At 69.7% G+C, this 22,451-nt stretch carries 15 protein-coding genes; 9 read left to right on the top strand and 6 right to left on the bottom strand.

Going from position 1 to position 22,451, the window contains the following annotated elements:
* Window positions 1–154: 154 nt before the first annotated feature.
* Entirely contained in the window at window positions 155–439 is a 285-nt protein-coding gene (locus tag QZM72_RS30880) for a hypothetical protein (protein WP_301739956.1), read from the bottom strand.
* Window positions 440–1,004: 565 nt separating this feature from the next.
* Between QZM72_RS30880 and QZM72_RS30875 the strand changes: the two genes are divergently transcribed.
* The 3 genes from QZM72_RS30875 to QZM72_RS30865 are packed head-to-tail and all read left to right on the top strand — an operon-like array spanning window position 1,005 to window position 5,004.
* Complete coding sequence (locus QZM72_RS30875; RefSeq protein ID WP_301739955.1) at window positions 1,005–1,763, top strand: (2Fe-2S)-binding protein; 759 nt, start codon at window positions 1,005–1,007, stop codon at window positions 1,761–1,763.
* 17 nt (window positions 1,764–1,780) lie between these two features.
* Entirely contained in the window at window positions 1,781–2,782 is a 1,002-nt protein-coding gene (locus QZM72_RS30870; protein ID WP_301739954.1) for a xanthine dehydrogenase family protein subunit M, read from the top strand.
* Window positions 2,779–5,004, top strand: coding sequence for a xanthine dehydrogenase family protein molybdopterin-binding subunit (locus QZM72_RS30865; RefSeq protein ID WP_301739953.1), 2,226 nt, complete (start codon window positions 2,779–2,781; stop codon window positions 5,002–5,004). The genes QZM72_RS30870 and QZM72_RS30865 overlap by 4 nt, the downstream gene beginning before the upstream one ends.
* Before the next feature lie 27 nt (window positions 5,005–5,031).
* Here the strand turns inward: QZM72_RS30865 and QZM72_RS30860 are convergent, their stop codons facing one another.
* The gene (locus QZM72_RS30860; protein WP_301739952.1) at window positions 5,032–5,382 is read right to left on the bottom strand and encodes a LysR substrate-binding domain-containing protein; all 351 of its coding nucleotides are present in this window, start codon (window positions 5,380–5,382) and stop codon (window positions 5,032–5,034) included.
* 55 nt (window positions 5,383–5,437) lie between these two features.
* Here QZM72_RS30860 and QZM72_RS30855 point away from each other — a divergent pair, with 55 nt between their 5' ends.
* Window positions 5,438–7,639 (top strand): TonB-dependent siderophore receptor, encoded by a 2,202-nt coding sequence (locus tag QZM72_RS30855; protein WP_301739951.1) that lies wholly within the window; start codon window positions 5,438–5,440, stop codon window positions 7,637–7,639.
* Between the two features lie 55 nt (window positions 7,640–7,694).
* On the opposite strand, the gene QZM72_RS30850 is transcribed toward QZM72_RS30855, so the two are convergent.
* Window positions 7,695–8,975 carry an MFS transporter gene (locus tag QZM72_RS30850; protein WP_301739950.1) on the bottom strand — a complete coding sequence of 427 codons (1,281 nt, stop codon included), beginning with the start codon at window positions 8,973–8,975 and terminating at the stop codon, window positions 7,695–7,697.
* A 106-nt stretch (window positions 8,976–9,081) separates the two neighbouring features.
* Here QZM72_RS30850 and QZM72_RS30845 point away from each other — a divergent pair, with 106 nt between their 5' ends.
* The gene (locus QZM72_RS30845) at window positions 9,082–10,122 is read left to right on the top strand and encodes a LysR substrate-binding domain-containing protein (protein ID WP_301739949.1); all 1,041 of its coding nucleotides are present in this window, start codon (window positions 9,082–9,084) and stop codon (window positions 10,120–10,122) included.
* A gap of 47 nt (window positions 10,123–10,169) precedes the next feature.
* Here the strand turns inward: QZM72_RS30845 and dapA are convergent, their stop codons facing one another.
* Window positions 10,170–11,057, bottom strand: a complete 888-nt coding sequence (gene dapA, locus QZM72_RS30840) for a 4-hydroxy-tetrahydrodipicolinate synthase (RefSeq protein ID WP_089468608.1) — start codon at window positions 11,055–11,057, stop codon at window positions 10,170–10,172.
* A gap of 450 nt (window positions 11,058–11,507) precedes the next feature.
* Here dapA and QZM72_RS30835 point away from each other — a divergent pair, with 450 nt between their 5' ends.
* On the top strand, window positions 11,508–12,527 hold the full coding sequence (locus QZM72_RS30835) for a sulfate ABC transporter substrate-binding protein (protein WP_301739948.1): 1,020 nt from the start codon (window positions 11,508–11,510) through the stop codon (window positions 12,525–12,527).
* 164 nt (window positions 12,528–12,691) lie between these two features.
* Entirely contained in the window at window positions 12,692–13,666 is a 975-nt protein-coding gene (locus QZM72_RS30830; RefSeq protein WP_301739947.1) for an ion channel, read from the top strand.
* A 32-nt stretch (window positions 13,667–13,698) separates the two neighbouring features.
* Here QZM72_RS30830 and QZM72_RS30825 read toward each other — a convergent pair whose 3' ends face one another.
* Entirely contained in the window at window positions 13,699–14,313 is a 615-nt protein-coding gene (locus tag QZM72_RS30825; RefSeq protein ID WP_301739946.1) for a glutathione S-transferase family protein, read from the bottom strand.
* Window positions 14,314–14,655: 342 nt separating this feature from the next.
* On the opposite strand from QZM72_RS30825, the gene QZM72_RS30820 reads away from it, so the two are divergent.
* A complete protein-coding gene (locus QZM72_RS30820; RefSeq protein ID WP_301739945.1) occupies window positions 14,656–15,213 on the top strand; it encodes a DapH/DapD/GlmU-related protein in 558 nt (185 codons plus the stop codon).
* Window positions 15,214–16,941: 1,728 nt separating this feature from the next.
* On the top strand, window positions 16,942–20,514 hold the full coding sequence (locus QZM72_RS30815; protein WP_301739944.1) for an indolepyruvate ferredoxin oxidoreductase family protein: 3,573 nt from the start codon (window positions 16,942–16,944) through the stop codon (window positions 20,512–20,514).
* A gap of 96 nt (window positions 20,515–20,610) precedes the next feature.
* Here the strand turns inward: QZM72_RS30815 and QZM72_RS30810 are convergent, their stop codons facing one another.
* Complete coding sequence (locus QZM72_RS30810; protein ID WP_301739943.1) at window positions 20,611–22,278, bottom strand: Na+/H+ antiporter; 1,668 nt, start codon at window positions 22,276–22,278, stop codon at window positions 20,611–20,613.
* Window positions 22,279–22,451: the final 173 nt, after the last annotated feature.

Raw genomic sequence — 22,451 nt, 5'->3', positions numbered from 1 at the left:
CCCTCGGCCGGCCATGCTCGACGTGGCTCGCGAAGCGGCGCGATACCGTGCCGTTCGCGTCGTCGCCTACCATTACGTCATGTCAGCAGCGGCTCGACGCGCGCGTCCACTGCGCTGCCTGAACAGGGGCGACTCCTGTCACGTGGCGGCGGGATCAGGCCGGCGGCGACGCGGCGGCGCTTGACGCGGCTGCGTTCGCGGAGGGCTTCGCGTCGTCGTCGTCATCGGGCGGGTAGTGCACGACGGGCGGCGCGAGCGGCGCGGCATCGGATGCGGCGGCGTTCGCGGTCGCGTCGCTGTTGAACGCGCTGGCGACGCCGCTCGACGCGCCGGCCTGCTGGGCGGCGTCGGTCGCGTTGGCGTCGTGCGGCGCGTCGTCGCTGCACGCGGCGACGAACACGGCGGCACACAGAACGACGGCGACGGAAACGCGACGCATGACTTCTCTCCTGACAGGCTGATCGGGAAACGTTTTCGAGTATGCCGCCGCGATGCGACGTTTCGGTGAATCGTTTGCGATTCCGGCGTGATCGCCGAGTGATCGCGAAATGATTTCGTCAGCGTGATCGGCTGCTGTCCCGGCGATCCTGCCGCACCCATGGCGGAATTTTCCAGCAGAGGCCGATGCTGCGCGCATTTACACGGCGCGCCACGTCGGGACCCGGCCACGGCCGACGCGGCCGCCCTGCGCGGCATGGCCAATGCGACCGGCAACTTGTGACCGATGCGCGCCCGGCCACGCCCGAAAACCGGGCGTTATTGCCGCTTCGTCAGCGAACGGCCAGCCGCGCGCCAGCGTGGCGTCATGACGGCGCTATCACCGCCGGCTCGCCCCGTCTGCCGCCCGGTGCGCGCCGCTCACGGTGGCCGGCCCTGCCCCCGTACGCGGCTCCCGCCGTTTCGCGGCACCCGAATTGCTCTTTGCCGATGCGCGTGCCGACCGCGCTGCCATCCGGGCACGCGGCGCACATCCGCGTCCATCAACCACGGAGCGAGCAGAAGTCATGTCCAGCGATCGATCCGATTCCCCGTCTGCCGAACCGGCGCGCGATGCGGCCCCGTCGCCGCTCGGGCCGGGCCGTTCAGCGGCGCCGCCGCCGTTGCCGCCCGATACGCCGTCCAGCGCCGCGCGGCGCCGTTTCCTGCAATCCGCGGCGGCGGCCGCGACCGTCAGCGCCGCATCGCACGTTCATCCGCAGCCGCCGCACGCGGCATTCACGCCGGCCGCGTCCCACCGCGACGCGGTGCCGGCGCAACCCGTGCACCTCGACATCAACGGGCGCGCATACACGCTGCAACTCGAACCGCGCGTCACGCTGCTCGACGCACTGCGCGAATACGCGGGGCTCACGGGCACGAAGAAAGGCTGCGATCGCGGGCAGTGCGGTGCATGCACGGTGCTCGTCGACGGCCGGCGCATCAACGCATGCCTGACGCTCGCGGTGATGCACGAAGGCGCGCGGATCACGACCGTCGAAGGGCTGACGCGCGGCGGCGAACTGAGCCCGGTGCAGCGCGCGTTCGTCGAATGCGATGCGTTCCAGTGCGGCTACTGCACGTCCGGCCAGCTCTGCTCGGCCACCGCGCTGCTCGACGAGTTCGCGGCGGGGGCCGGGAGCGCCGCCACCGACGACGTGCGGCGCCGTCCCGTGCAGCTGTCGGACGACGAGATCCGCGAGCGCATGAGCGGCAACCTGTGCCGCTGCGGCGCGTACCCGAACATCGTCGCCGCCGTGCGCGCCGCGCATGCGGCTCACGGCTAGGCGCGGAGGCCACGGCAATGGAAGCGATCTCCTACGAACGCGCGACCGACGTCGCCGGCGCCGTGCGCGCGGCGCAGCGGCCCGGCGCGGCCTTCATCGGCGGCGGCACGAACCTGCTGGACCTGATGAAGGGCGGCGTCGCGCGGCCCGTCGCGCTCATCGACATCACGCGCATCGCGGGCCTCGATACGGTCGACGCGCTGCCCGGCGGCGGCGTGCGCATCGGCGCGCTCGTGCGCAACAGCGAGGCGGCCGATCATCCGCGCCTGCGCGCCGACTATCCGCTGCTGTCGCAGGCGCTGCTCGCCGGCGCGTCCGCGCAATTGCGCAACATGGCGACCGTCGGCGGCAACCTGATGCAGCGCACGCGTTGCCCGTATTTCTACGATCCCGCGTTCGCGCAATGCAACAAGCGCGCGCCGGGCAGCGGCTGCGCGGCGATCGGCGGCCACAACCGGATGCACGCGATCCTCGGCGCCAGCCCGCAGTGCGTGGCGGTGAACCCGTCGGACATGAGCGTCGCGCTCGCCGCGCTCGACGCCGTCGTGCAGGTGAGCGGCCCGCGCGGCGCACGCCAGATTCCGATCGCGTCGTTTCACCGCTTGCCCGGCGATCGTCCCGATCTCGACACGACGCTCGAACCGGGCGAGCTGATCACCGCGGTGGACCTGCCGCCGCCGCGCTTCGCCGAACATGCGCACTATCTGAAGGTGCGCGATCGCGCGAGCTACGCGTTCGCGCTGGTGTCGGTCGCGGCCGCGTTGCGGATGGACGGTCCGCGCATCGCCGACGCGCGCATCGCGCTCGGCGGCGTCGCGCACAAGCCGTTGCGGGCGATGGAGGCGGAAGCGCATCTCGTTGGCCGCACGCCGACCGACGCGACGCTGCGCGAGGCGGCCGCGCTGGCGTTGCGCGATGCGCGGCCGCTCGACGGTAATGGCTTCAAGGTCGCGCTCGCGCAGCGGGCGATCGTCCGAGCGGTCGGAACGGCAGCCGCCACGACAGGAGGGGCCGCATGAACACGATGACGGGACAACCGCTCGACCGTGTCGACGGGGTACTGAAGGTGACGGGCGGCGCGCACTACGCGGCCGAATTCTCCGATGCGCGGCTCGCGCACGCGGTGCTCGTGACGAGCACGATCGCGTCCGGGCGCATCGAGTCGATCGATGCGGCGCGCGCCCGCGCGATGCCGGGCGTGCTGATCGTGATCACGCACGAGAACGCGATGCGGCTGCCCGACGGCGGCCGGCCGCCGCTGTCGCCGCCGGCCGGGCGCCGGCTTACGTTGCTGCAGGACGACACGGTGCGCTACAGCAACGAACCCGTCGCGGTCGTCGTCGCCGACACGCTCGAGCAGGCGACCGACGCCGCGCAGGCCGTGCAGGTGCGCTATCGCGCGGCCGATGCCGTCGCGGATTTCGCGCAGGCGAAGCGCGGCGCGCGCGTGCCGCCGAAGCAGCAGGGCCGCCCGATGGATACGCGGCGCGGCGACGTCGATGCGGGCCTGCGCGAAGGCGCGGTGCGCATCGACGCGACCTATACGACGCCGATGCAGCACCACAACCCGATCGAGCCGCACGCGACGATGGCGCGCTGGGACGGCCCGACGCTCACGCTGCACGATGCGACGCAGGGCGTGTCGGGCGCGAGCACGGCGGTGGCCGCCGTGTTCGGCATCGCACCGGAACACGTGCGCGTGATTTCGCCGTTCCTCGGCGGCGGCTTCGGCTGCAAGGGCTCGTCGTGGTCGCACGTGTCGTTGTGCGCGATGGCCGCGAAGCAGGTCGGGCGCCCGGTTCGTCTCGCGCTGACGCGGCCGCAGATGTTCGGCCCGGTCGGCGGCCGGCCGTTCACCGAGCAGCGCATCGTGCTGGCCGCCCGCCGGGACGGCACGTTGACGGCGATGCGCCACGACACGATCGCCACCACGTCGACGTTCGAGGACTGGATGGAGATGTGCGGGATGCCGTCGCGGATCATGTACGCGGTGCCGAACCACGCGACCACGCACCGGATCGTGTCGCTGAACGTCGGCACGCCGACGTTCATGCGCGCGCCCGGCGAGGCGTCGGGCTCGTTCGCGCTCGAATCGGCGATGGACGAGCTCGCGTGGCAACTCGGGATGGACCCGGTCGCGCTGCGGCTCGCGAATTACGCCGAGGTCGACCCGCAGGACGGCAAGCCGTGGTCGAGCAACAAGCTGCGCGAATGCTACGAGGTCGGCGCGCGGCGCTTCGGCTGGTCGCGGCGCACCGGCGCGCCGCGCACGATGCGCGACGGCGACACGCTGATCGGCCTCGGGATGGCGGCCGCCACGTATCCGGCGAATCGCAGCGAGGCGTCGGCGCGGGCGCGTATCCTGCCGGACGGCACGGCCGAAGTCGCGTCGGGCACGCAGGACATCGGCACCGGCACCTACACGGTGATGACGCAGGTCGCGGCCGATGCGCTCGGTTTCGCGCCGCAGAACGTGCGCTTTGTGCTCGGCGATTCGAGCCTGCCGCGCGCGCCGGTATCGGGCGGCTCGCAATCCGCGGCGAGCGTGGCGCCCGCCGTGCGCGAGGCCGCGCTGCAGGCGCGGGCGAAGCTGATCGCGCTGGCGATCGCCGATCCGGGTTCGCCGCTGCACGGCGCCGCGGCCGACGACGTGACGGTCGACGACGGCTGGGTCGTGCAGCGCGGCGAGCCGTCGCGGCGCGATCCGGCCGCGGCGGTGATCGCGCGCGCGGGCGGCCAGCCGATCGACGCGCAGGCGACGACGAAGCCGGGCGACGAGAAGTCGCGCTATGCGTCCCATTCGTTCGGCGCGGTGTTCGCCGAAGTGCACGTCGACGCCGAGCTCGGCACGATTCGCGTACCGCGCATCGTCGGCGTCTACAGCGTCGGCCGTTTGCTCAACGCGAAAACGGCACGCAGCCAGTTGATCGGCGGGATGGTGTGGGGGCTCGGCACCGCGCTCGAGGAGGGCTCGCATCTCGACGTGCGGCACGGCCGCTTCACGAACGCGAATCTCGCCGAATATCACGTGCCCGTGAACGCGGACATCGGCGAGCTCGACGTGAGTTTCGTCGACGAAAGCGACACGCATTTCAATCCGCTCGGCATTCGCGGCATCGGCGAAATCGGCATCACCGGCGTGCCGGCCGCGATCGCCAATGCGGTCTATCACGCGACCGGCGTGCGGGTGCGCGATCTGCCGATCACGCTCGACAAGGTGGCGATGCCGATGCGCGCGTGAGCGTCGGCGTCGGCGCCGGCGTGGGCGTCAGCGCCGCGGCGTCCTGCGCCGCACTTCGCTGCGCAGCCAGTCGAGCCACGCGCGGATCGCCGCTTCGTGAGGATGGTCGGGGCGCCACACGACGTAGTGCGCGTACACGTCGGCGATGCGCACCGTCGATACGCGCACGAGCGTGCCGTCCGCGAGTTCGGGCTCGATCAGCGAGCGGCGCGCGAGGGCGACGCCGCGGCCTTGCAGCGCCGCGTCGATCAACGCGTTCGCGTCGGTGAAGCGCATCGATCGAAGTCGCGCTCGCCGACGGCCGCACGTGGGCCGAGCCCGGCCGTTTCGTTCGGCGGTTCGTTCGGACCGCCAAGTTCGGACGTGTCCAATTGCCATGTCGCACTCAATTCTATTGAATGAGAATCATTATCATCAATGGAGTGGAGTGAACATGAGCCGTTGCATCCAGTCGAGCGCGACGCCGCCGCGGCGCGCGACCGCATCCGTCGCGTTCGCGATGATGACCTGTGCGGCCGCGCCGGCAGGCGCGGAGGAAGGCGAGCCGCGCCACGCGCCGCACCTGGACCCGATCGTCGTGCACGGCGCGCGCGACGCCGGGTCGCGCGTCGACCGGTCGGGTTCCGCCAAATATGCGACGCCGCTGCTCGACGTGCCGCAGACGATCACCGTCGTGCCGCGCGCGGTGCTCGACGAACAGCAGGCGCTGAGCTTGCGCGAGGCGCTGTCGAACGTCGCGGGCATCACGTTCAACGCCGGCGAGGGCGGCGGCGGGTCGGGCGACCTGTTCAATATCCGCGGTTTCGGCGCGAACGCGAACCTGCAGCTCGACGGGCTGCGCGACAGCGCGCAGAACAATCGCAGCGACCTGTTCAACGTCGAGGCGGTCGAGGTGATCAAGGGGCCGAACTCGGTGTTCGGCGGCGCCGGCACGACGGGGGGCTCGGTGAACCTGGTCAGCAAGACACCGAAGGCGGGTGCGTTCACCGAGGCCGGCACGATGCTCGGCACATCGGACTACCGCCGCGTGACGCTCGATGCGAACCGGCCGCTGCCCGGCTCCGACGGCCGCGCGGCGTTCCGCCTGAATGCGATGGCGCACGTCAACGACGTGCCCGGCCGCGACGACGTCCGCAAGCGGCGCTGGGGCATCGCGCCGTCGCTCGCGTTCGGTCTCGGCACGCCGACGCGCGTCACGCTCGGCTATTTCCACCAGTACGACAACAACCTGCCCGACTACGGGCTGCCGGCGCACAACGGCCAGGTGCTGGCCGGCGTGCCGCGCGACCGCTATTTCGGCTGGCGCAATCTCGACCGCGAGCGCATCACGTCGGATACGTTCACCGTGAAGGCCGAACACGACGTGTCGTCCGGCCTGAAGGTGCAGAACCTGAGCCGCTATGCGCACCTGAATCGCGACACGGTGATTTCGGCGTCGCACGTGAACCTGCAGGGCCTGCCGCCGGGGCGCTACAAGCCGGCCGGGCCCCAGGGCTATGGTCGCGATGCGTCGACCGCGATGTGGGCGAGCCAGACGAACGTCACCGGCGCGTTCTCGACGTTCGGCATCGGGCATACGCTGGTGACGGGTTTCGAGATCTCGCGCGAGACGTACGGTCGCACGACCTATTCGTACGGGCTCAACCGCTTCTACCCGGCCGACGGCTTCGCGCTCGCCGCGCCGCCCGGCGTGTGGCTCGGCCCGGCGCAGCGCCAGGACAGCGCGCGCAACGACACCGCGCTGGTCGTGAAGGCGCTGTACGCGTTCGACACGATCTCGGTCGGCCGCTACTGGGACATCGACGTCGGGCTGCGGCACGACTGGATCGACGGGTGGTCGGAAGGGACCGCGGCCGGCAAGCCGACCGAGCGCGCGGACACCGCCGATCGACATCTGAGCACGCGCGCGGGGCTCGTGTTCAAGCCGACCGACAACGCTCGCGCGTATTTCGCGTACGGCACGTCGTTCAACCCGTCGGCCGAATTCCTCGTGACCACCGGCTCCGGCGTGAGCGCGGCGACCGGCGCGCTCGCGCCCGAGAAAAACGAGAGCGTCGAACTCGGTGCGAAATGGGAAGGACTCGCGGGCATCGCGCTGAACGGCGCGCTGTTCCAGACCGAAAAGAAGAACGCGCGCGAACGCATGGCCGACGGCAGCTATGCGCTCGCGGGCCGGCAACGCGTGCGCGGCGTGGAGCTCGGCGCCGCTGGCAAGGTGACGCCGCGCTGGGACGTGTTCGCGAACTACACGTATCTGGCGAGCGTGACGCTCAGTTCGCCGTCGTCGCCGCGGCGCGACGGGCAGGCGCTCGGCAACACGCCGCGGCACGCGTTCAACGTGTGGACGACCTATCGGTTGCCGGCGGGCTGGACGCTCGGCTACGGTTCGCACTTCGTCGGCCGACGCAACGTGACGTCGCAGGGCGACGGCAAGCTCGGCGCGTACTGGGTGCACAACCTGATGGCGAGCTACGACGTGAGCCGCCGGCTGCGCATTCAGCTGAACGTCGACAATCTGTTCGATCGCGCGTACGTCGAACGCGTGCGGCAGGTGTCGGGCAGCGAATCGCGGTCGTCGGCGGTCGAGCTCGGCGACGGCCGTTCGGCGATGCTGTCCGCCGTGTACAAGTTCTGACCGCGCCGCGCGACGGCGGCCGCCACTCGACGCCGTCGGCCGCCGGGCGCGCCCGTCAGCGCGCGAACAGCGGATAGGTCGCGGCGGCGATCAACGCCGCGGCGAGCCACACCACGCTCCACGAACTCGCGGCGAGCAGCGGCGGAATCGCGAGCGGCGTCGCGAACAGCCCGAGGTAGACGACCGTGTTGGCCATCCCGAGCGCGGTGCCGGCGTGGTTCGCGCCCGCGAGCGTCGCGAGTTCCGTGTACGCGACGCCGTGCCATGCGGACACGCAGATGCCGGCGAACACGAGAATCGCGACGATCGCGGCGAGCGGTACATGCGGGCTGCCGGCCGTTGCCGCGGCGAGCAGCGCGAACGATCCGGCGGCGACGAACACGGAACCGCGCAGGTACGCGCGCCGGTTGCCGTGCCGGTCGGTATGGCGGCCGCTCCAGACGCGCACCGCCATCGCGCCGAGCTGCAGCGCGACCATCGCCGCGCTGATGCCGGCGAGGCCGAGCCGGCCGAAATCGTGCAGGAACACCGTCGCGAACGTGAGCACCGCGAACTGCGGCGTGCACAGCAAGCCGATGCCGAGCACGATGCGCCATACGGGGCCGCTCGCGAGCGGATTGCGCGCGTGGCCGGCGGGCTGCGGTCGTTGTGCGGCGAGATGCGTGGCGAGCGGCGTGGCGACGTGCACCGCCGCCGGCACAGCGGGTGGCTCGTGCAGCCAGCGCCAGGTGAGCGCGGCCGATCCCGCGCACAGCAGCATCAGCGCACCGAACACCGCGGCGAAGCCGGCATGCGACGCGAGCGACGGCAGCAGCGCCGCGCCGAGGCCGCCGCCGAGCGGCACGGCCGTCTGACGGATGCTCATCGCGAGTCCGCGTTCGCGCTCGCCGAACCAGCGCATCACCGCGCGTCCGCTCGATCCGTTCACGCTGCCGCCGAGCAGGCCGACGCAGCCCATGGCCGCGACGACGCGCATCAGCGGCGGCACCGCGTGCGCGGTCGGGGCGATCGTGCACATCATCAGCGCGAGCATCGCGGCCGTCGCGATGAGCCCGGTCAGCAGCACGCGGCGGTCGCCGAAGCGGTCGGCGGCGATCCCCCACGGCAGCTCGGACAGCGCGACGCCGAAGCCGAGCGCGCCGAGCACGAGGCCGAGCGCGCCGTTGTCGAGGTGATAGGCCGAGCGCATCCACACGGCCGTGGTCGGAATGCCGGCCGCGGCGGCCGAAAAGCTCATGTTCGCGGCGACGCCGGCCGCCAGCACGCGCCAGCGATGGGTCTGCCCGCGGGCGGCGCGGGCAGGCGAAGAGGGGGAAGCGATGCACGAGGTATCCATGACGGCAAGCCCGATTCGAAGTTGACGGCCTCAGTCTGCCGGCCTACATTCATCCTGAAAATCGGAAAGTTTTTGATGAATCGTTCGATAAATCAGGATGGTTGAGATGTCCGGACAAGCCATGCCCCGCGACGGCGGCGAGCCGCTGGCGGGCGCCGATGCCGCGCTGGCGCGGCCCAACTTCGACGTCGCGGCGCTGCGCAGCCTCGTCGCGGGCGTGGATCTCGGCAGTTTCGCGAAGGCGGCCGACCGCGTCGCGCGCTCGTCGTCGGCGGTGAGCGCGCAAATCCGCAAGCTCGAGGAGCAGGCCGGCACCCCGCTGTTCGTGAAAGCCGGGCGCGGGCTCGCGCTGACCGACGCCGGCGACGCGATGCTGCGCTACGCGCGGCGGATGATCGAGCTGAACGACGAGGCGGCCGCGGCCGTGCGTGGCGTGAAGCTCGACGGCTGGGTACGGGTCGGGCTGCAGGAGGATTTCGGCGAGGCGATCCTGCCGGACGTGCTCGGGCGGTTCGCGCGCGCGCATCCGAAGGTGAAGATCGAGGCGCGCGTGGCGCGCAACGCCGATCTGCTCGACCGGCTCGATGCGAACCAGCTCGATCTGGCGCTCGTGTGGGGCGACCCGGCGTCGGCGGCGCTCGTGTCGCGGGCGGGGATCGACGGCGAAGCGGTCGCGCACGTGCCGATGCAATGGATCGGCGCGGTGGCGGGCGGGGGCGTCGGGGTGCCGGATGCTGGCGGAGACGCGGGCGGGGAGGGTGTCGGCGAAACCGGCGGTCGTGCCGTGCGTGGGAGGGACGACCCGTTGCCGCTCGTCGTGTTCGACCGGCCGTGCCGGTTCTTCGGTGCGGCGACCGATGCGCTGGACCGGGCCGGCGTGCCGTGGCGCGTTGCGTTCACGACGCCGAGCCTGGCCGGACTATGGGCGGCCGCGGCGGCCGGCCTCGGGCTGACGGTGCGCTCGCATTACGGGTTGCCCGCGTCGGTGCGCGTGCTCGACGCCGCGTCGTGCGGGCTGCCGGCGCTGCCGAGCTTGCCGCTGATCCTGCTGCGGCGCACGTCGTCGGCGACGCCGACGGTCGACCGGCTCGCGCGGATCGTGACGCAGGCGGTGCGGGGGGCGACGGAAGGGGCGCTTGCGGCGTGATCCCGCAGGTGGCGGCAAGCCAGTAATCGAGCGGCTGGACGTTCGGCCTATTGGAGCAACGACGCGGACGCTTCGAGCTCCGCACAGAGCTTGTCCAACCGCGCCCGCAACCCGTCGCTCGCCGGCACGAACGGCAGCCGCAACCCGTCCTCGCACCATCCTTGCGCGGCGAGCACGGCCTTCACCGGCGCGGGGTTCGGTTCCGCGAACAGCGCCGCGACGAGCGGCTGCAGCGCAACCGACAGGCGCCGCGCGTCGGCGAGCCGCCCGTCGCGCAGCCACGCGTGAATCCGCACGTGCCATTCGGGCAGCACGTGCGCGCTGCTCGCGATCGCGCCGTGCGCGCCCGCGCACATCGCCGCGAAGTTCTGGTTGTCGTCGCCGGACAGGATCGCGAGCGGCGTGTCGTGCACCAGCCGGCTCATCCGGTCGAGCGTGCCGCCGCATTCCTTGATGCCGGCAACGCGCGAGTCGCGGGCGAGCGCCTGCAGCGTGTCCAGTTCGACGTTCACGCCGGTGCGGTACGGGATGTTGTAGACGAGCACCGGCAGGTCGGCCGCGTCGACGATCGCTTCGACATGGCGGCGGATGCCGTCCTGCGTCGGCCGCACGTAGACGGGCGGCGTGACGAGCAGCCCGTCGGGGCGCAGCGCCGCGAGTTCGCGTGCGCGGGCGGCCGCGAAGTGCGTCGCGCTCGCGGTCAGCCCCACGACGATCGGCAGCGCGGGCACGGCGTCGCGCAGCGTCGCGAACACCGCGTCCTGTTCGCGCGCGTCGAGCAGCACGCCTTCGCCGGTCGTCGCGCCCGCGACGAAACCCGCGATGCCCGCGGCCGCATAGTGGCGCGCGAGCCGCGCGAGCGCCGCGTGGTCGACCTCGCCGTGGTGGAACGGCGTGATGATCGGCAGCCAGATACCTTCGAAACGTGTGTTCATGCAAAGCCTCATGGTGGAAACGGAGTGGGAAGGAACCGTTCCGCCGGCGAAGTGCCGGAGCGAGGCGTGCGTGCAAGGAGAAAGAAACGACCTGCGGGCATCCCGTCCGGCATTCGCCTGACGGGACGCGACGTCCCCGTCAGTCGAGGAGTCGTTTTTTCAGTTTCAGCCCGGCCGCGCGCGCCCCTGCCGCGACGGCGGCGAGGATCGAGGGCGAGCGCAGGGTAGCGAACATGGATGAACCGTGAATGGGCTGAGCGGCGATCTTAACACCGGCGCGGCGGCGTGCGCGAGCCCCGGCGTCGTTTAGCAGAATTCGAGATTTGCTTTCCACGACTGATTGGAAGGCGGGCCGCGGCCGGCCGCTAGAATGCCCGCTTACGTTTCGACGACAGCGCGTATGCGGGCGGTCACGCACATTCACCACCACTGGAAACGGGGCATATCACGATGGCAAGCATCAAGGGGATCGGCCGCTGGCTGCACACGGGCGCGGCGGCGGCGCTGGTCGTGGCGGCGACGGCCGCGCACGCGGACACGTCGATCCTGAACGTGTCGTACGACGTGACGCGCGAGCTGTACAAGGACATCAACACGCGCTTTGCCGCGGCCTACAAGCAGAAGACCGGCGAGACGGTCACGATCAAGCAGTCGCACGGCGCGTCGAGCGCGCAGGCGCTGTCGGTGTTGCAGGGGCTGCAGGCCGACGTCGTGACGATGAACCAGCCGAACGACATCGACCTGCTCGCCGAGCGCGGCCAGCTGCTGCCGAAGGACTGGCGCGCGCGCTTCCCGGACAACAGCTCGCCGTACTCGACGACGATGGTGTTCCTCGTGCGCAAGGGCAACCCGAAGGCGATCAAGGACTGGACCGATCTCGCGAAGCCGGGCGTGCAGGTGATCATCGCGAACCCGAAGACGTCGGGCAACGGCCGCTATGCGTATCTCGCCGCGTGGGGCTTCCAGAAGCAGAAGGGCGCGACCGACCAGCAGGCGCTCGACTTCGAGAAGGCGATCTTCCGCAACGTGCCGGTGCTCGATTCGGGCGGCCGCGGCGCGACGACGACGTTCACGCAGCGCGGCATCGGCGACGTGCTCGTCACGTTCGAGAACGAGGTCGCGCTGATGGACGCGGGCGCATCGGGCGCGCAGTTCGACGCCGTGTATCCGTCGGCGAGCATCCTCGCGGAGCCGCCCGTCGCGGTCGTCGACAAGGTGGTCGACAAGAAGGGCACGCGCAAGGTCGCGCAGGCGTATCTCGACTACCTGTATACGCCGGAAGCGCAGGAGATCATCGCGCAGCACCATCTGCGCCCGCGCGATGCGGCCGTGCTGAAGAAGCATGCGGCGGAGTTCAAGGCGCTGAAGACGTTCAGCGTCGAGCAGGTCTTCGGCAGCTGGGCGAACGCGCAGAAGACCCATTTCGCCGACGGCGGCACGTTCGACCAGGTGATCGTCGACCGGAAGTGACCGCGCGCGCGCCACGCGCGCGTGCGCATGACGACGCAGCCGGCCGCTCGTGCGGCCGGCTTTTTTTTCGGCTGCGCGGCGCATTGCCGTTCCCGGCCGGCCCGCGTTCCCGGCCGCCGCCGCGCGTGCTACGCTCATCGCCTTCCTGCAACCGGCGCCCCGCGATGAACGTCGATTCGTCTTCCCCAGCTTCCCGCGGCCGTGGCCGCAAGATCTGGTCGGGCACCCGCCCGGTGATCGCATACGGGATGCCGCCGCTCGGCTGGCGCGACTTCTATCACCGCGCGCTGACGGTGAGCTGGCCCGTGTTCTTCCTGTCGCTCGCGGTGCTGTTCCTGCTGCTCAACAGCGGCTTCGCGCTGCTCTATCTGCTCGGTGACGCGCCGATCGCGAACCAGGCGCCGGCCGGCTTCGGCGGCGCATTCTTCTTCAGCGTCGAGACGCTCGCGACCGTCGGCTACGGCGACATGCATCCGCAGACGGTCTATGCGCATCTCGTCGCGACGTTCGAGATTTTCGTCGGGATGTCGAGCATCGCGCTGGCCACGGGGCTCGTGTTCGCGCGGTTTTCGCGGCCGCAGGCGAAGATCCTGTTCGCGCGCTACGCGATCGTGCGGCCGCTGAACGGCCGGATGACGCTGATGGTGCGCGCCGCGAATGCCCGCCAGAACGTGATTGCCGAAGCGCAGGCGAAACTGCGGCTGATGCGCGTCGAAGGCACGCACGAGGGCTATGCGCTGCGCAAGATTCACGACCTGCCGCTCGTGCGCAACGAGCATCCGATCTTCCTGCTCGGCTGGAACCTGATGCACGTGATCGACGAGTCGAGCGCGCTGTTCGGCGAGACGCCGGAATCGCTCGCCGCGCGCGACGCGCAATTGCTGATCACGATCGAGGGCTCGGACGAGACGACCGCGCAGGTCATGCAGGCGCGCCACGCGTGGGCGCATGGCGAGATCCGCTGGCGCCACCGCTATGTCGACCTGATGCACGACGAGGACGGCATCACGCACATCGATTACACGCATTTTCATGAAGTCGTGCCGATCGATGCCGACGACGACACCGACGAACGCGGTTCGCCGGGCGTGGTGATCGACGCGGACGCGGCGTCGTCGGGGCCGGCCGGACAGGCGTGATCGCGGGCGGCGGGGCGCGGCCTCGTTGCGCGTCACGCGTGCAGCAGGCGCGCCGCTTCGCGCTGTTCGATCGCGACCGCGCGGCGGAACGCGTCGCGGTCCTCGGCGCGCGCGACGTAGTCGCCGAGCACGCCGTCGTGCGGCAGCAGATGCGCGTCGAACGCGATTTTCAGCGTGCTTGCGAGCAGCAGGTCGGCGGCGGTGAAGCGCTCGCCGACGAGCCAGCGGCTATGGGCGAGCGCTTGCGCGAGGGCGCGCTGAACGCGCGCGATGTTGCCCCAGCCGAACGCGACGGGGTTGCCCGACGCGCCGGTGAATTTCTCGGCCATCGCCGGTTCGAGGCAGGTCGGCGTGAAGAACATCCACTGGAGGAAACGGCCGCGCAGCGGATCGTCGGGCGCGACGCCGAGCCCGGCAGCCGGGCAGCGGTCGGCGAGATAGAGCAGCACCGCGCCCGATTCGGCGAACGGCGCGCTGCCGTCGTCGAGCGCGGGCAGCTTGGCCATCGGGTTGACCTGCACGAACGCATCGCTGCCCTGTTCGTGCGAGCGCAGGTCGATCGTCACGAGTTCGTACACCACGCCGATTTCCTCGAGCATCCACAGCGCCCGGAATGCCCGGGTCTTCGGCCAGTAGTAGAGCTTCATCGCGCCTCCGGATTGGGTGCAGCGGTCGATGCTCAAGCGTACCCGAGCGCAGGCGGTTGGGACAGGGCGCCGGGCGAGCGGGGCCTGCGGCGTGGGGCGTCCCGTTCGATTGCATGCGGTGAATCGGGCGAAATACCCCCGCAAAGCCTTGCCTAATGGAAGTTCAGAGGCTAACTAGTTATATGCAAACTAGTCATTAAAATTCGCCGGCGCTGCGGCGGAAATCGGCATGACTACAATGTGGCCGCCCCATTCCGCCGTCCCCGCACAGAGGAACGCGATCGGCGCCCGCGATCGCCGACGCAACTCGCAACGCCGCACTTCACTGGAGCCCCGTCACGCATGACCAACGACGATCGCATCACGATCATTCCGCGCAGAACGCCCGAATCGGCGGCCATGGTGGCCGAGGTCAAACGAGCGATGGCGATCACCGCGCGGCTCAACCGCCTGACGTTCGACGACGCGGCGGACGTACGCGCATTGTTCGGTGAACTGATCGGCACGCAGGTGGACGACGGTTTCACGTTGATCCCGCCGTTCTACGCGACAGGCGGCACCGGCATGAAGGTCGGCCGCAACGTGTTCGTCAACCAGAACTGCACGTTCTACGACCTGGGCGGGCTCGAGATCGGCGACGACGTGATGATTGGCCCGAGCGTCAGCCTGATCACGTCCGGTCATCCGGTCGAGCCTTCGCGGCGGCGCGACTGCGTGGTCGCGAAGCCGATCGTGATCGGCCGCAACGTATGGATCGGCGCGGGCGCGACGATCATCGGCGGCGTGACGATCGGCGAGAACGCGGTCGTCGCGGCCGCGGCCGTCGTCACCCGGGACGTTCCGCCGAATACGCTGGTCGGCGGCGATCCGGCGAAGATCATTCGATCGATTGCGGAATAAAGTCGTCCGGCGCGCGTGCCGGCGCGATGAAACATTGGCGGAGGGATGTGGACAACTCGCCCTCGGAGCCAGTCGAAACGCTGTGCATTTGAACGGTGAGTGTGCCGCCGAGGCCGTCGGGACAAGCCTTTGCGGCTTTTTCAGGTTATCTCGCGCCGAGTCGTCCGTCGATCGGCGGATGAAGATCCGGTCGGGCGCCCGGTTGTGGATATCCGGGCCTCGAAACGACTCGGCGGCCTGTGGTTTTCACAGGTGAGGATGACCGGAAACTGCGCGAGACATGAAGCGAGGTGTGGACAACTCGCGGCAAGACGAAGCGAAATGCTGTGAAATCCAACGGTGAGTGTCATGCCCGAGCGGGCGGTGCGCCCGCACCGGCGCGGGTTTCCGGCCGTTGCCGCGGTTCGGGGCGACGCGCATTCTAGCCGAATGGCGCGAGTGCGTGACGATCCGATGCGAGCCCCGCGACGTCGATATCCGGCTCCGGCCCCCAGTCGAAGGGCTGTGCATTCTAACGGTGAGCGCAGGCGCGTGGTTCGCGACATGCGGATTTCGACGTCGTATCTCTGCCTTTTCCAGCGACTCGGCGCGCTGTGCAATTCGATGGTGAGCGTGAGTCGGCAATCGGCGCGCAACCCGTCGGGATGCGGCCGTGCGCCCGCCGATGCCGCGCGAAGCGGTATTCCTGTCAGGCTCAGGGCAAGGTTGCGAGCAACGGCTACGCGCGTTCCCATGTGGATATCCGTCCGTGGAAACGACTCGCGGCACTGTGTATTTAGACGGTGAGCATCGGCGCCCGATCGGGTGATGAGCCGCTTCCAGTATGGATTGCCAGTCGTCGGCGTCCTTCGAAACGCGCGTCGGTGATTGATCGGAGAACGCTCGTCCATGTGGATATCTGGCCTGATCGATCACTCGAAGCGCCGTGGTTTTCAACGGTGAGGGTGAGCGGATGGCCGGGAGGCAACGCAAACTCCGGACGTGGACAACTGCCACGGCAGCCAGTCGAACCCCTGTGTATTTCAAAGGTGAGTGCGAGTCGGCAACCACACGGCCTGCGTGTTCAGACGAGGATATTCGGCCGGCAAAACCACCCTCGCCCCTGTGTATTCGCGTGGTGAGCGTAAGAAGAGGACCGACGAAACCCGGGGATTTCCGATGTGGATATCCACCGCCGCGACCCACTCGCCGCGCTGTGAATTTCAACGGTGAGCGTCGCCGCCCGAGCGCTCTGGAGCCCGATTCCGGATGTGGACATCCCGCTCCCGGCGCCACTCGAAACGCTGTGCCATCGAACGGTGAGCGCGCGAGCCCGATCAGCCGAAGGGGGGCGACATTGTGGACATCCGTCGCCACCAACCAATCGGAACGCTGTGCATTTCAACGGTGAGGGTGACGGCCCGATGCCGCCGAAACCCTTGTCGCACGGGGCTCAAGCGCCATTCTTCGACCCAGCCGCGCGCCCGACCGCCCGCGCCGCCTTTTCCGCCCGACCGCCCGACCGCCGGAACGCACCCCCATCAACCCTCCAGCACCCCGCGCCAAAACTATCTCAAATTCCTCCAAAAAGCTGCGCAGTTTTTCTCGCCACGGGCCGCTCCGCGCAAGATGAGGAAAAACATTCTCGGCAGCGCGCGAAAAAATAGAGTCATTCGCTGCCGGCCCCCGCGCGTCATCCGACGCCCGCCGCGCACGGCCCAGAACAGCACAATCCGGAGACTTCCCCACATGACCGCCCGCCTGCCCGTCGACGGCCCGCCTACCCTGTCCGACTACCGCCTGACCGACAACCTGACCGCGACGCGCGGCCGGATCTTCCTGACCGGCACGCAGGCGCTGATCCGCCTGCTGCTGATGCAGCGCGCGGTCGATACTGAACAGGGGCTCAACACGGCCGGCTTCGTCAGCGGCTACCGCGGCTCGCCGCTCGGCATGGTCGACCAGCAGCTGTGGAAGGCGAAGAAACTGCTCGACACGAGCGGCGTGCGCTTCCTGCCCGCGATCAACGAGGAACTCGGCGGCACGGCCGTGCTCGGCACGCAGCGGGTCGAGGCCGACCCCGAGCGCACGGTCGAGGGCGTGTATGCGATGTGGTACGGCAAGGGCCCGGGCGTCGATCGCGCAGGCGACGCGCTGAAGCACGGCAACGCGTACGGCTCGTCGCCGCACGGCGGCGTGCTGGTCGTCGCGGGTGACGATCACGGCTGCGTGTCGTCGTCGATGCCGCACCAGAGCGACTTCGCGATGATGGCGTGGCACATGCCGGTCGTGAACCCGTCGAACATCGCCGACATGCTCGAATTCGGCCTCTACGGCTGGGCGCTGTCGCGCTACTCGGGCGCCTGGGTCGGCTTCAAGGCGATCTCGGAAACGGTCGAATCGGGCTCCACCGTCGACCTCGATGCGTTGCAGACGCGCTGGCCGGCGCCGGCCGGCTTCACGCCGCCGGCGGGCGGCCTGCACAACCGCTGGCCCGACCTGCCGAGCCTCACGATCGAGGCGCGCCTCGCGGCGAAGCTCGACGCGGTTCGCCATTTCGCGCGTGCCAACAGCATCGACAAGTGGATCGCGCCGAGCACGCATGCGAACGTCGGCATCGTCACCTGCGGCAAGGCGCATCTCGACCTGATGGAAGCGCTGCGCCGCCTCGACTTGACGGTCGCCGATCTCGACGCGGCCGGCGTGCGGATCTACAAGGTCGGCCTGTCGTATCCGCTCGAAATGACCCGCGTCGAAAGCTTCGTCGACGGGCTCGCCGAAGTGCTGGTGATCGAGGAGAAGGGCCCCGTCATCGAGCAGCAGATCAAGGACTACCTGTACAACCGTGCGGACGGCGCGCGCCCGCGCGTGCTCGGCAAGCACGACGCGGCCGGCGCATGCCTGCTGTCCGAACTCGGCGAACTGCGCCCGTCGCGCATCCTGCCGGTGTTCGCGGAATGGCTCGCACGGCACAAGCCGGCGCTCGACCGCCGCGAGCGCGTCGTCGATCTCGTCGCGCCGCAGATCCTGTCGAACGAGGCGGACGCGGTGAAGCGCACGCCGTACTTCTGCTCGGGCTGCCCGCACAACACGTCGACGAAGGTGCCGGAAGGCTCGATCGCGCAGGCCGGCATCGGCTGCCACTTCATGGCGTCGTGGATGGAGCGCGACACGACGGGGCTGATCCAGATGGGCGGCGAAGGCGTCGACTGGGCCGCGCACGCGATGTTCACCCACACGAAGCACGTGTTCCAGAACCTCGGCGACGGCACCTATTTCCACTCGGGCATCCTCGCGATCCGCCAGGCGGTCGCCGCGAAAGCGAACATCACGTACAAGATCCTCTACAACGACGCGGTCGCGATGACGGGCGGCCAGCCGGTCGACGGCAGCATCTCGGTGCCGCAGATCGCGCGGCAGGTCGAGGCGGAAGGCGTGTCGCGCTTCGTCGTCGTGTCGGACGAACCGGAGAAGTACGACGGCCATCACGGGCAGTTCCCCGCCGGCACGACGTTCCATCACCGCGGCGAACTCGACGCGGTGCAGCGCGAATTGCGCGAAACGCCGGGCGTCACGGTGCTGATCTACGACCAGACCTGCGCGGCCGAGAAGCGCCGCCGCCGCAAGAAGGGCGAATTCCCCGACCCGGACAAGCGCCTGTTCATCAACGACGCGGTGTGCGAAGGCTGCGGCGACTGCGGCGTGCAGTCGAACTGCCTGTCGGTCGAGCCGCTCGAGACGCCGCTCGGCCGCAAGCGCCGCATCGACCAGTCGTCGTGCAACAAGGACTATTCGTGCGTGAACGGCTTCTGCCCGAGCTTCGTGACGGTCGAAGGCGCGGCGCTGAAGAAGGCCGCCGGCGCCGCATTCGACGAAGCGGCGCTGGCCGCGCGTGTCGACGCGCTGCCGGTGCCGGCGACGCACCTCGACGCGGCGCCGTTCGACATGCTCGTGACGGGCGTCGGCGGCACCGGCGTCGTGACGGTCGGCGCGCTGATCAGCATGGCCGCGCACCTCGAAGGCAAGAGCGCGTCGGTGCTCGACTTCATGGGCTTCGCGCAGAAGGGTGGCTCGGTGCTGTCGTTCGTGCGGATCGCGTCGAGCGACCGCTGGCTGAACCAGGTGCGCATCGACACGCAGCAGGCGGACGTGCTGCTCGCGTGCGACATGGTCGTCGGCGCGAGCGCCGAGGCGCTGCAGACGGTGCGTCACGCGCGTTCGCGGATCGTCGTCAACACGCACCGGATCCCGAACGCGTCGTTCGTGCAGAACCCCGACGCGAACCTGCATGCGGACGCGCTGCTCGAGAAAATGCGCCACGCGGCCGGCGACGGCTACCTGTCGAGCTGCGACGCGCAGGCGCTCGCCGCGAAGTTCCTCGGCGATTCGATCGGCGCGAACATCCTGATGCTCGGCTACGCGTGGCAGCTCGGCCTCGTGCCGGTGTCGCTCGCCGCGATGATGCGCGCGATCGAGCTGAACAACGTCGCGGTGCCGATGAACAAGCTCGCGTTCTCGATCGGCCGGATGGCGGCCGGCGACGCGGCGGGCCTCGACGCGTTGTGGAACGCACGGCACGCGGTGGCCGCGCATGCCGCGCCGCAGACGCTCGCCGAGCTGATCGCCGATCGCGAGGCGCGTCTCGACGCGTACGGCGGCGCGCGCTACGTCGAGCGTTACCGTGCGCTGGTAAGCGCGGCGCAGGCGAAGGGCGACGACGCGCTGACGCGCGCGGTCGCGACGACGTTCTACCGGCTGCTCGCGGTGAAGGACGAATACGAAGTCGCGCGGCTGTACACGGACGACGCCTTCCGCACGGCGCTCGAAGCGCAGTTCGAAGGCGTGCCGGGACAGACGTACCGCGTGAAGTTCAACCTGGCGCCGCCGACGCTCGCGAAGGCCGGCAGCGACGGCAGCACGCCGAAGAAACGCGTGTTCGGCCAGTGGATGTGGCCGGTGTTCGGCGTGCTGGCGCGCGTGCACAGCCTGCGCGGCACGTGGCTCGATCCGTTCGGCCGCACGGTCGAGCGCAAGATGGAGCGCGCGCTGGCCGACGACTACGAGACCACGCTCACGCGCGCGCTCGCCGCGATGACCGCCGGCAACGCGGCGCAGGTCGCGCAGTTGGCCGACCTGCACGCGCGCGTGCGCGGCTTCGGTCACGTGAAGGTGCGCAACCTGGCCGGCGTGAAGCGCGCGGAACGCGAGCTCGCGTTGCAGCTCGGCATCGACGCGGCGACGAGCGCGGCCGTCCAGCATGCGCTCGACGAGCTGAAGGGCGCGGGGATGCTGAAGGGGATTCCGGTCGTCGTCGCGAAGTAACGTCGCGGCGGGCGGATGTGAAAACGGCGATGCTCTGTGTGGGCGTCGCCGTTTTTTATGGTCCTCGGTGGCGGCGCGCAGGCCGCCGCCGGCCCGTCAAACAATGCCTTTCTTGCGCGTCGACAGCGCGGTTTCCGACAGGTCGATTTCGCGAATCAGCTTCGTCAGCGTCTCGTCGGAAATCTTGCTGTCGCCGCGCAGCCGGTACAGCGCCGAGCGTTCGGCGCGCACGGCCGCGATCCGCATCTGCAATTCCATCGTTTCGGTCTGCTTCGCTTGCGCGCGCGGCGTGGGGCCGTCGTCGGCCAGCGCGGCGAGCCGTCGGCGGTATTGATCCATCACGCGTGCGGAGATGTCCGCGCAGCGCGCCGCGCCCGATTCGTCGAGATCGGCCGAGATCGCGTCGTGCGACGCATCGATCGCGCGGATCGCGGCCTGCGCGGCGGCCGAGCGTGCGATGCGCTCCTCGTCGCCGAGCGGGTTGCGCGACGAGCGCACGCCGCGCAGCAGCAGCGGCAGGCCGATCACCGCGACGATCAGCGAGCCGAGGATCACGGCCGACGCGATGAAGACCGCGGTGTCGCGGCCCGGCAGCGGCGCACCGTCGGACAGCGCGACCGGGATCGACAGCACGCCGGCGAGCGTGACCGCGCCGCGCACGCCGCCCACCGTCATCACCGCGATCGTGCGCACGCCGGCCATCGTGCCGGCGAGGCCATGGCGCGCGGCGCGGCGGCTCGCGAACCAGCGCAGCAGCCACACCCACAGGAAGCGGATCGCATACAGCGCGAGCATCATCGCGCACACGTTGAAGATCATCCGGCCGACCAGCGCGTCGCTCGTATGGTGCGCGTCGACGAGCGCACGGCCGATGATGTGCGGCAACTGCAGCCCGAGCATGATGAACACCATGCCGTTGAACACGAACTCGATCAGCGCCCACGTGCTTTCGGCGCGCACGCGCGACGCGACGGTGCTTTTGCGGGAGAAGCTCGTGTAGTTCATCATCATCCCGGCCGAGACGGCCGCGAGCACGCCCGACAGGTCGAGGTGCTCGGCGAACAGGTAGGCCGCGAACGGCACCAGCAGCGTCATCACGATGCCGGGGGCCGGGTCGCCCTCCTGCTCGGCATTCAGGAAGCGCGTCGACAGCGCGCTGAACAGCCACGCGACGATCGCGCCCGTCGCGAGCCCGCCGGCCGCGACGATCACGAACGTGACCGACGCGGCGCGCAGCGAGAACACGCCCGTCAACGCGGCCGCGATCGCGAACTTCAGCGCGACGAGGCCCGACGCGTCGTTCATCAGCGCCTCGCCTTCGAGGATGTGCATCAGTTGTGGCGGAATGCGACCCTTGCCGGCGATCCCGGACAGCGCGACCGCGTCGGTCGGCGACAGCACGGCCGCGAGCGCGAACGCGATCGGCAGCGGCAACTCGGGAATCAGCCAATGCGCGAAGTAGCCGACTGCGAGTACCGTCATGAACACGAGCCCGAACGCGAGCATCAGGATCGCGCGGCGCTGCAGGTAAAGCTCGCGCTTCGGAATCCGCCAGCCGTCCGCGAACAGCAGCGGCGGAATGAACAGCAGCATGAAGATCTCGGGGTCGAACGTGACGTGCAGGTTCAGCTTCGGCCACGCGAGCATCGCGCCGAACGCGATCTGCATCAGCGGCAGCGGCAGTTGCAACGGCAGGAGACGCGTGACGGCGCCGGACAGTGCGACGGTCAGCAGCAGAATGAGGACTGTGAAAACGATTTCCATCGAGACGGCGAATAACGCGGAATGAAACGATCGTACGGAGTGTAGCGTGCCGACGTAACGGGTGCGCTCGAGTGGCCGGTGCGTGCGCACGGGAATGGTGCGTCGAACACGCGCCACGGTGGTGCGGCAGCCCCGCACAGCCGCACCGCGCACGGGTTGGCGGCACCTCGCAC

It is taken from the genome of Burkholderia sp. AU45388, assembly GCF_030481585.1.
GTDB lineage: Bacteria > Pseudomonadota > Gammaproteobacteria > Burkholderiales > Burkholderiaceae > Burkholderia > Burkholderia sola.
The sequence above is the reverse complement of the archived record's forward strand: the minus strand, read 5'-3'. Positions and strand labels throughout refer to the sequence as shown.